Origin of the sequence: Pseudomonas sp. MWU16-30317, from assembly GCF_020515695.1 — a bacterium.
Classification (GTDB): Bacteria; Pseudomonadota; Gammaproteobacteria; order Pseudomonadales; family Pseudomonadaceae; genus Aquipseudomonas.
Genome location: NZ_JAIWJA010000014.1, coordinates 112434 through 122387, shown reverse-complemented (window position 1 = coordinate 122387; position 9954 = coordinate 112434). Strand labels below are relative to the sequence as shown.

Genomic DNA, 9954 nt, shown 5'->3' with positions numbered 1-9954 from the left:
GAGCACCAGGCACGCAGCCTCGCGCTTGAACTCTGGGGTAAAGGTACGACGTTGCTTGGTCATCAGACACCTCTCTGTGGCGAGCATTCTCGCCTAAATGGGTGTCCGGTTTCATTAGACCACTACAGCGCCGCCTCAATGGCATGACGTGTTTCGAGAGCACCTAGCTTAGGAACAGTACCGATAATTAGGCCGGTCGCCGGATTGTTGACGTCTATCGTCTTACCATCATCCGCATCAATCCAGTATCCATTGCAGTAGGCTTGTTGGCGGAAAATCTGAGTGTCTTTGATTTGCATAAGATATGCCATTGTTGTTGGTGGGTAGGGCTGTCCTAGGTCGTTTAAGCCACTCCTATGTAAACACCATTCAAAAGTGCGATGCACCTTGAATGATGCACATTTTTTTGTTGCCGGTTTCAGAATGTGTTCAAGGGCGGTACAGGGGAGGCACAGTACAACCTGTAGGTGGCTGTAAAAATACCGAGACTCGCTGGTGATGTGCCTGAATTCTGCGTTCGCCGGGATTATGAGGGCCGAGGGTCGTAGGGTTAATGGCAAAAATGCAAAGCAGGTATGCACTAAATGGCCGACTAGATATTTGTGAGTCTAGCTCCCACCGTTGAACCGCCGGATGTAGTTGAGCCATTGCGAAATGGGACTACCGGTTTGATCGCTCAGCCAAGGCCCTCAGACGCCGAGGTCGGGCGGTCGGGACGAATATTTTGCTTCTCTCGTCAGCGACAGATTCGTGAGGCCATGCCCTTCTGTGATCCGCGCTCTGAGTGGAGGATTGAGAATCCATATAGACGATTGCAGGTATGGTAGGACGCCCTTCGCAGCTTGAGAACTGGTGCAGATACAATATGTGGTGTCTGAGAAAAACCAGCACCTGCACAGTTCTCGCTGCATCGATTTAACGAAAAAAATGGATGTGTTTGGAGTTTAACTCTATACGAGTTACGATTTGAAGGCTTGTCGGCCAATCAGTAACCATTTGCCATGAGAGCTTTGCCAAACTTGAAAATTTTCGATCTCCATCGGCATTGTCTCGGTGCCTTTTGCGACCTCTGCCGAGAAATGGCTTCGAACGATAGCGGTCGTTCCATCTAGGAAAACTTTCTGATTAGAGCTGGAAAGTGTTTTGAACACTGTCTTCCCCGCTTCCAATTCACCAATAAACTCACTTTTTGTTTGGATTTTTCCGCTTGTGTGACCATAGGTCAAAGAATCAGCAGTGAGTAGTCTCAGATTGGCTGAGTCCCGGCTAAGCATCGCCTTGTCTAATTTGGATGCAGCAGCAAGTACATCGCTGTTAGCGTCCGCGTTAGCCAAATTGATAGCGGATAGGGTAAAAGCTAAGAGCAGCAGTGGGACGATGTGTTTGTTATTTTTTTGCATCTTTTTTACATCCTCTTAGGTGTGTTGAGGTTGGCACGTTGCCGCTAAAAACATACTCACGATGAGATAATTTCGCAATGGTCGTGGTGGTCGGTTTTGCCCTGATTCGCATGGATTATCAGCGCCTTGTTTTTTGGTACGATTTTTTCATGGTTTCTATGGCTGGCTGCATAACTATATGATTTGAAAAATAAAGCTATAGTCGGTGTATCGTATTTGGAGCGTTTTTGAGGTTTTTTTCGAGATTTAAGCGCGTATTTTGCTCTGTTGCTTAGGCTGAATATCTGCTATGCGCCAGTCCCATGGCACTGGGCTACTTCATGATTTAATGTAGCTAGTGATGGGGTAATACCGTTGTCTTGCGATAAAGACGGTTCCTCAAACTGCATTATGCTGAGCGCACTGTGTTGCTGGGTGGGAACGACTTAGTAGGTGGCCCGCAGACTATCAGGCAGGCTCCGCCCTGAGAAACTTAGAACAAGGAATCTGATTGATGAGTGACGACAAAAAATCGCGTAACGGCGGAAAGATTTTGGTTGAGGCGCTGATCCGCAATGCGGTGGATACCATTTACTGTGTGCCTGGAGAAAGCTATCTCCCTGTGCTCGATGCGTTGCACGATACTAGCGCCATTCGCACCATCGTCTCCCGGCATGAAGGCGCCGCTTCTAACATGGCGGATGCCTACGGCAAAATGACCGGCCGACCAGGCATTTGCTTCGTCACGCGGGGGCCTGGAGCTACTCATGCCAGCAATGGTGTGCACACCGCAAAACAGGATTCGACACCGATGATCCTGTTTATCGGGCAGATTGAGTCTGGCATGAGGGATCGCGAGGCCTTCCAAGAAGTCGATTATCGCCAAATGTTCGGTGGACTTGCCAAGTGGGCAACTGAAATCGAGAGCATTGATCGAATTCCCGAGATCGTCAGTCGTGCGTTCAGCATAGCAATGTCTGGGCGTCCTGGCCCTGTGGTGATCGGGCTGCCAGAAGATGTGCTATTTGGTACTGCTGACGTACAGGATATCGACGCCGTGCGCGTCCCAACAACCGCGCCGGATCCCGAAAACATCGCCGAAATCCGGGCGATGCTAACCCGCAGCAAGCGACCCTTGGTAGTAGTTGGAGGGACTGGTTGGGACAGCGAGTCGGTTCAATCGCTGAAGCAATTCGTGACCGCCAACAATCTGCCTATTGCCGCCTCTTTCCGTCGCCAGGATCTGTTCGATAACCGTGACCCACATTATGTCGGGCAACTGGGGCTCGGTAGCTCGCCTGAGTTGATCAAGCGCGTTGCTGACGCTGATGTGCTGCTGGTTATTGGCTCGCGGATGAGCGAGTCAGTCTCTCAGGCTTATGAAGTGATCAAGAGTCCTTCCCCTGTTCAGACGCTCATTCACGTGCACCCGGATCCCTTTGAGTTGAACCGAGTCTTCCAGGCAGATCTTCCCGTGCTCGCTACTCTAAAGTCTTTTGCAAACGGCATGGCTAAGCAGTCCCCTGTAGAGGGACGCACTTGGGATGAGTGGACGCGCGACGCCCGTGCTGATTATTTGAAGCACTCCACCCCGCCACCGCCGCATGCCGAGCTGGCCGGCGTCGATCTGGGTGGCGTGATGTCTTACCTAAATGAAACCTTGCCCGAAGACGCGATCCTGACCAATGGTGCCGGCAATTACACCGTCTGGTTGCATCGTTTCTACCGTTATCGCGCGCCGACTACAGAGCTCGCGCCAACCAACGGCGCAATGGGCTATGGGCTTCCAGCAGCAATAGCGGCGAAGCTTCAATACCCTGACAAAACCGTAGTCTGCTTTGCAGGTGATGGCTGCTTCATGATGTATCCGCAGGAATTCGCGACGGCTATGCAATTCGGTGCTCCGCTGATCACCTTGGTGATCAATAACAGCATGTTTGGCACGATCCGGATGCACCAGGAGAAAACGTACCCAAGTCGAGTCAGCGGTACTCGGCTCAGCAATCCCGATTTTGTTGCATTTGCTAAGTCCTTTGGTGCACATGCAGAGCGTGTTCACCGGACGGAGGATTTCCCGGCTGCTTTTGAACGTGCTGTTAAATCCGGGGTAGCATCCCTTATCGAGCTCATGACGGATCCGCTCCAAATTACTCCGCAGATGCGCTTGGAGGAGGTTTGATTCGTGCGAATTCTTGGTGAGTCGTTTATTGGCTTCACACCAATCAGGGGTACCGCCGATGCGGTCGCCCCACTCGCTGCAGTTACCGGTGACGCTGTGCAGCCATCATTCGGTGGTAACACATTGGAGGACTTGGAACGCGCGTGTTCCCTTGCAGATGGCTGCTTCAATACGTTCCGAGCGTTACCCGGAGCACAGCGTGCAGACTGGTTGGAAGCGATTGCTGAGGGCATCCTTGATTTAGGGGAGGCACTCATCGAGCGTGCTCATCTCGAAACGGGATTGCCTAAAACCAGGCTGCGCGGCGAATGTCAGCGCACGGTTAAGCAACTCCGGATGTTTGCTGAGCTCCTCAGGGACGGTGATTGGGACGGAGCGGTCATTGAGCAGGGTGTTGAAGGTGGACGCCCAGATCTACGTCTACGCCGGATTGGCGTGGGGCCCGTTGCTGTATTTGGCGCCAGTAATTTCCCCTTGGCATTTTCCGTCGCCGGTGGGGACACCGCCGCTGCCCTGGCAGCGGGTTGTCCAGTTATCGTGAAAGCCCATCCTGCCCATCTAGGCACCAGCGAATTGGTAGCAAGGGCGGTGATTGGGGCTGCCAAGAAGACTGAAATGCCGGATGGCGTATTCTCGATGGTCGTCGACCCAGGCATAACCTTAGGGCAGGCTTTAGTTGGGCATCCGCTTATTCAGGCAGTTGGATTTACTGGGTCGCGTCATGTTGGTTTGGCGCTTGTACGCATCGCCCAGTCTCGGCCTGTTCCGATTCCAGTCTATGCGGAGATGAGCAGCATCAATCCAGTATTTTTGCTGCCCGCCATCCTGGAACGAAGCGCCCCAGAGCTCGCAGAACGTTTCGTATCTTCCCTAGCCTTGGGTAGTGGGCAGTTTTGTACCAACCCTGGTCTGCTTATTGCCATTGAGGGAGAGGATTTGGAGCGTTTTGAGGCGGCGGTGGTAAATGCCTTGGCGATTAGCAAACCGGCCACGATGCTGACGCCTGGTATCCATTCCTCCTATAGTCTGGGCCTTGCCGCACTTCGCACTTCTGGCGCAGCGGTGCTTGTAGGTGAATCTCCAGTACCTACAGAAACGTATGAGCCCCAAGCCGCCTTGTTTGCCATAAGTGCTGCTGCTTTCCTGGTGGCGCCAGAGCTGCATGCGGAGAACTTCGGCCCAAGTGGCGTGTTGGTCAGGTGCAAGGATATGGGGGAAATGCTCAAGATCGTTTCTTCACTGGATGGGCAACTGACGGCCACTATCCATGCGGATGAAGGGGACTTTCACATAGCTGAAAAACTAATGCCGCTGCTTGAGCGGCTAGCAGGGCGCATTCTCTTCAATGGTTTTCCGACAGGGGTAGAGGTCAGCAAAGCCATGGTTCATGGTGGCCCATTTCCTTCAACGTCGGACTCGCGGACGTCGTCAGTTGGTACCGTTGCCATCGAACGCTTCCTGAGACCTATTTGCTATCAGGATGTACCTGCAGCACTGCTACCCCCCTCATTAAAATCCCAACAATAGGGAATCCTCAACGTTTGGCCGGGGCTAGTTCCGCTCCCGGCCATCGGCCGCTCTCAACTATGTTTGTAGTCACCTTGCGAATCAGCTGATTGATCGTCCACAAACTGTTCCCGGTAGCACGGTTTTTTGGCCAAGCGATCACTACAGAACGAATGAGATCATGGTCGACTATCTTGTAGGTTTTGATGGCGCCCCGTTGAATTTCGTCCAGTACCGATGCCTCGGACTGCATGGTGCATCCGCATCCTTGAGCCACCAATCTGGTTGTTATGGACGTTGAGCCATCGCATAGCAGGGTGATGTTTGGCGTAAAGCCCACTCTGCTTCCCATGGTCTCAACCAGCAACCGTATGCCGTAGTGGGTACTCGGCAGTATAAGCGGCACGCTCGCCAGCTCATTGACTGAAATAGTGTTTCCCGGTAAGGGATAATCAATAGGTGCGACCAACTTCACCTCTTCAGTCAGCAACGTATCAAACCTAAGCGCGCCTGGGTGTTCGGGTAAGTAAAAAACTGCTACGTCTACCGTCCCGTTGTTCAATCGGGTGACGATATCGGCGCCCAAAGTCTCTATGACTTGGATCTGGGTATTGGGGTAGCGCTTTTTAATGGCACCGACCAGACCCGCGAAAAGCGTCTTGGCAACCGTAGGTTGAGCTGCAATGCATAGTTTGCTCGGCCCAAGATCCGCGCTTTCCCTCATGGAACGTTCTGCGAGTTCTAAAGAGTCGTGCATTATTTTAGCGTGAGCCAGCAACTGATACCCACGCTCAGTGAGGGTCACTCCTCGACCGCTCCGATGAAAAAGCCTTACACCCAGATGCGCCTCCAGCGCACCAATTCGCCTGCTGACCGTCGATTGGTCTGTACCGAGCTCAACCGCCGCTCGGGAGATACTGCGGCTTTCGGCCACTTGGGCGAAAAGCATTAGATCATCTGAATTCATAGCAGCCTTACAAAACTGGGGTACGTCGGGACGTTACCAGAGGGAGGCCATCGCCCGGTAGCGGCTATTCCCTGCCGATGCGACCGCCCTGCAAGTCTAGCCCAAAACGTAAAAAAGCCCCGATGCTTGAGCATCAGGGCAGGGCTAATCAGGTTCCGGATGGAGCCGTGTGAATTACCTCTGATCGGCAGCCTGCGGAGGTTTATAAGGAGAGGCAATACTCTGTTTGGGTGTCGGTACCTTGAGCTCGATACGCTTGATTTCTCCCACGATAAACAGGTAGCTGAACGCGGCGATGAAGGCGTTGGCGCCCACGAAGATCAGAGCCATTTTGAATGAGCCGGTACCGGCAATGATGTAACCGATCACGATCGGCGTGGTGATCGATGAGATGTTGCCGATCATGTTGAACAGGCCACCCGCTAAGCCGGCAATTTGCTTCGGAGCCGTATCAGACATGACTGTCCAGCTTTGACCGCTGAATCCTTTTCCGAAGAAGGCCAGCGCCATCAGGCCGACGACTACAGAGTCAGAGCCAGCATAATTGCACAGAATCATGCTCATGGAGAGAATGAGCCCCAGGACTAATGGGGTCTTGCGTGCAATGCTCAGGCTGTGGCCGCGACGAAGCAGTGCGTCTGAAATCACCCCACCCAACACTCCGCCAGCGAAGCCACAGATCGCAGGCAGTGAGGCTACGAAGCCTGCCTTAAGGATCGTCATTCCGCGTTCCTGAACCAGGTATACCGGGAACCAGGTAAGAAAGAAGTAGACCAGGGCATTGATGCAGAATTGGCCCAGGTAGATCCCTATCATCATCCGATTGGTAAGTAACTGCCCAACGTAATTCCAAGTATTGCCCTTGTCTCCTTTCTCACGTGGAGAGTCCATATCAACCAGAGCGCCGTTTGCGGCGATGAACTCCACCTCGGCAGCATTGGCGCGCGGGTGATCCTTAGGCGCATAGATGGTGACCATCCAGACCCCCGACATGATGATGCCCAAGACGCCCATGACGACAAACACATGCTGCCAGCCCCAGTGATAAACGATTGCGCCCATCACGGGAGCAAAAATGGCGGTAGCGCAATACTGGGCAGAGTTGAAGATTGCAGACGCTGTTCCACGCTCTTGAGATGGGAACCACGAAGCTACAATGCGCGCGTTTCCTGGAAACGAGGGCGCTTCGGCAAGGCCAACCATGAAGCGAAGAAAAAAGAATGCGACGACAATCGTGCTGGGCCCGAATTCACCGATCACACCTTGAAGGAGGGTGAACATCGACCAGGTGAAAATGCTCCCGGCATAAACTTTTTTGGAGCCAAAGCGGTCGAGGAGCCAGCCACCAGGAATTTGTCCTATGACGTAGGCCCACCCGAAGGCCGAAAAAATGTAGCCGAGTGAAATGGCATCAATCCCGAGGGTTTTTTGTATGCTGGATCCAGCGATCGAGATAGTTGCACGGTCTGCGTAGTTAACGACAGTCACGAGGAACAGTATCAGCAGGACGCTGTATCTAGTGCGCGTAGGCTTGGAATCTTGCATGGGTAAGGCTCCCATTTGGTTGTTTTTATGATCGGGTCGCGGCGGTGCGCGGAGGAACGACTGCTCAGTTGACTACCGTTTTCGCCAGCGCTTGGCAGACGCGCTCTTCAGCGCTGCGCGGCGATTTAGAGCGGTGTCAACAGTAAGGCTGGATCCTAGTGAGCGGAGTCAGGATTGGCTCCAGCTTTGACAAATATCTGCTATGCGATAGAGCCATAGCCTCATTGATGCTCTTTGAATAGGGTATGAGGACGATCCACCGGCGGCTGGGCGGCCTAAACGTCAAGCCTGAAGCAGAAGATTTTCCGAAAGGGGCAGAACAATGACAATCGAGCAACTTCAATTCCCCAGCGTCAAGCATCTTGTTAGCGATGAGGAGTGGCAACTGCGGGTCGATCTCGCTGCCATGTACAGGATGGTCGCGATGTTTGGGTGGGACGATCTGATTTTTACCCATATCACTGCCAAGATACCTGGGACAGAGCATTTCCTGATTAACCCCTATGGGGTGATGTTCGAGGAGGTCACGGCATCCAGCCTCGTGAAGGTGAATCTCCATGGAGAGAAGGTGATGGAGTCTGAGTACGACATCATCCCAGCAGGATTTTTGATCCATAGCACCGTGCACGCTGCTCGCCCCGACGCTCACTTCGTAATGCACGTCCATTCGATCAATGGCGTTGCGGTATCGGCGCAAAAAGAGGGTCTGCGGCCTCTGTCGCAGCAATCGATGTATGTCCTTGGTTCCTTGGGTTATCACGACTACGAGGGTATCGCGCTGAAGGAGGCTGAGCGTGGAACCCTTGCTCGTGACTTGGGTAGTAACCAATACCTGATGCTTCGAAATCATGGTCTGTTGACTACAGGGCGTTCTGCAGCTGATGCCTTCTTGGCCATGCATAAATTTGAAAGCGCCTGCATGATTCAAGTCCGAGCTCAAGCCGGTGGCGGTACCTTGGTCGCCATACCTGATTGGATTCTAGATGACGCGCCCAATCAGATCGCTGCGGGGCGCCGTGGTCGTGGCCCAGAGGTCATCTGGGCTCCTATGATGCGTCGGGTGGCTCGTCATTTTCCGGGGTTCGATGAGTGATGAGTAGCGTCCATAAGGCAATTCAGACTGGTGCCGGCGATTCGGCCGTGGCTTTACAACCGGCAGTTGGGGTCAACCATATTTTCACCGGTGTGTTGGAGAAGATCCTATGTCTTTCCGATTTCCAAGAGCACGCCAAAAGAAAGCTACCGCGCCAGCTCTACAGCTACATAGCCAATGGGGCCGACGATGAGCAATCCATGGCATTGAATCGCAGTGCGTTTTCGCATTGGGGTTTTACACCTCGGATACTTGAGGGTGTTGCTAACCGAAGCCAGAGCATCCAGCTGTTCGGTCAGACCTACCAAAGCCCGTTCGGCATATCGCCAGTTGGCTTGGCCGCAATGTGGTGCTATCGCGGCGATATCGTGCTTGCTCGTACTGCCCAAGAGTGGGGGCTGCCAGCAATCATGAGTGGAGCGTCGCTGATTCCGATGGAGGAAGTCGCTAAGGCGGCCCCTAACACCTGGTTTCAAGCCTACATACCTGGCGATTCTCCACGGATCATTGAGTTACTCACTCGCATCAAGGCGGCGGGTTTCAAAACCTTGGTCGTCACGGTCGATCTTCCAGTTCAGGTCAACCCAGAACGATACGTTCGGAATGGTTTTACCACGCCTCTCAAGCCCAGTTTACGATTGGCATTTGATGGCATAAGCCATCCATCCTGGCTTTTCGGAACGTTCCTGAAGACACTTGCAAAGCACGGTATGCCACACTTCGAGAACTGGCGTGCCGAGCGCGGGGCTCCGATCCTGTCCGCGTCCGTCAAGCGCGATTTCGCTGCGAGAGACCATTTGAGTTGGGAGCATTTCAAGGTCGTTCGAAAGCACTGGGACGGGCCCTTGGTCGTCAAGGGTTTGATGCGTCCAGACGACGCCAGGTTGGCGCAAAAGTATGGCGCGAACGGAATCATAGTTTCCAACCATGGCGGCCGCCAACTGGACGGATCAGTGTCACCAATCGACGTGCTACCTGAGATTGTTGGTTCCGTATCGGATGAGATTACCGTGATGCTGGACAGTGGTATCCGGCGCGGAACAGATGTGCTCAAAGCGCTCTCGCTTGGGGCACGATGTGTTTTCAATGGACGGTCTTTCAATTTCGCCGCAACAGTGGCCGGCGCTGCTGGGGTAGGCCATGCAGCATCCATCCTCCGCACAGAGGTCGATCGGGATATGGCGCTGCTGGGTATCAACTCGGTATCCGAAATTGACTCCTCATTGATTCGACGCACAGCGTGAATGCTAACCGCGACTCTCGGGGAATGCGTTTTCCTCGTGAA

General features: G+C 53.4%; 6 protein-coding genes and 2 pseudogenes. 4 read left to right on the top strand and 4 right to left on the bottom strand.

Translation table 11 applies throughout. From position 1 onward, the window contains the following. Window positions 1–128: 128 nt before the first annotated feature. Window positions 129–299 (bottom strand): annotated as a pseudogene (locus LIX93_RS28010) (aldehyde dehydrogenase); the annotation flags it as partial. A 660-nt stretch (window positions 300–959) separates the two neighbouring features. Beyond that, window positions 960–1400, bottom strand: a complete 441-nt coding sequence (locus tag LIX93_RS28005; RefSeq protein WP_226507268.1) for a nuclear transport factor 2 family protein — start codon at window positions 1398–1400, stop codon at window positions 960–962. Between the two features lie 493 nt (window positions 1401–1893). On the opposite strand from LIX93_RS28005, the gene LIX93_RS28000 reads away from it, so the two are divergent. Beyond that, window positions 1894–3558 carry a thiamine pyrophosphate-binding protein gene (locus LIX93_RS28000; RefSeq protein ID WP_226507267.1) on the top strand — a complete coding sequence of 555 codons (1665 nt, stop codon included), beginning with the start codon at window positions 1894–1896 and terminating at the stop codon, window positions 3556–3558. A 3-nt stretch (window positions 3559–3561) separates the two neighbouring features. After that, a pseudogene (locus LIX93_RS27995) lies at window positions 3562–5151 on the top strand (aldehyde dehydrogenase (NADP(+))); the annotation flags it as partial. Here LIX93_RS27995 and LIX93_RS27990 read toward each other — a convergent pair. Further along, a complete protein-coding gene (locus LIX93_RS27990; protein WP_226507266.1) occupies window positions 5093–6031 on the bottom strand; it encodes a LysR family transcriptional regulator in 939 nt (312 codons plus the stop codon). The pseudogene LIX93_RS27995 and the gene LIX93_RS27990 sit on opposite strands and share 59 nt — an antisense overlap. A 174-nt stretch (window positions 6032–6205) precedes the next feature. After that, window positions 6206–7576: an MFS transporter gene (locus tag LIX93_RS27985; RefSeq protein ID WP_226507265.1), complete on the bottom strand. Its 1371-nt coding sequence runs from the start codon at window positions 7574–7576 to the stop codon at window positions 6206–6208. Between the two features lie 322 nt (window positions 7577–7898). On the opposite strand from LIX93_RS27985, the gene LIX93_RS27980 reads away from it, so the two are divergent. Both LIX93_RS27980 and LIX93_RS27975 read left to right on the top strand, forming a co-directional pair. Beyond that, window positions 7899–8669, top strand: a complete 771-nt coding sequence (locus LIX93_RS27980; RefSeq protein ID WP_226507264.1) for a class II aldolase/adducin family protein — start codon at window positions 7899–7901, stop codon at window positions 8667–8669. Beyond that, window positions 8669–9913 carry an alpha-hydroxy acid oxidase gene (locus LIX93_RS27975; RefSeq protein WP_226507263.1) on the top strand — a complete coding sequence of 415 codons (1245 nt, stop codon included), beginning with the start codon at window positions 8669–8671 and terminating at the stop codon, window positions 9911–9913. The genes LIX93_RS27980 and LIX93_RS27975 overlap by 1 nt, the downstream gene beginning before the upstream one ends. Window positions 9914–9954 lie beyond the last annotated feature (41 nt).

Excerpts from the sequence above, each read along its gene's own strand:
- LIX93_RS27985 (WP_226507265.1), bottom strand. The coding sequence starts at position 7,576 with ATGCAAGATTCCAAGCCTACGCGCACTAGATACAGCGTCCTGCTGATA.
- LIX93_RS27990 (WP_226507266.1), bottom strand. The coding sequence starts at position 6,031 with ATGAATTCAGATGATCTAATGCTTTTCGCCCAAGTGGCCGAAAGCCGC.
- LIX93_RS27980 (WP_226507264.1), top strand. The coding sequence starts at position 7,899 with ATGACAATCGAGCAACTTCAATTCCCCAGCGTCAAGCATCTTGTTAGC.
- LIX93_RS27975 (WP_226507263.1), top strand. The coding sequence starts at position 8,669 with ATGAGTAGCGTCCATAAGGCAATTCAGACTGGTGCCGGCGATTCGGCC.
- LIX93_RS28005 (WP_226507268.1), bottom strand. The coding sequence starts at position 1,400 with ATGCAAAAAAATAACAAACACATCGTCCCACTGCTGCTCTTAGCTTTT.
- LIX93_RS28000 (WP_226507267.1), top strand. The coding sequence starts at position 1,894 with ATGAGTGACGACAAAAAATCGCGTAACGGCGGAAAGATTTTGGTTGAG.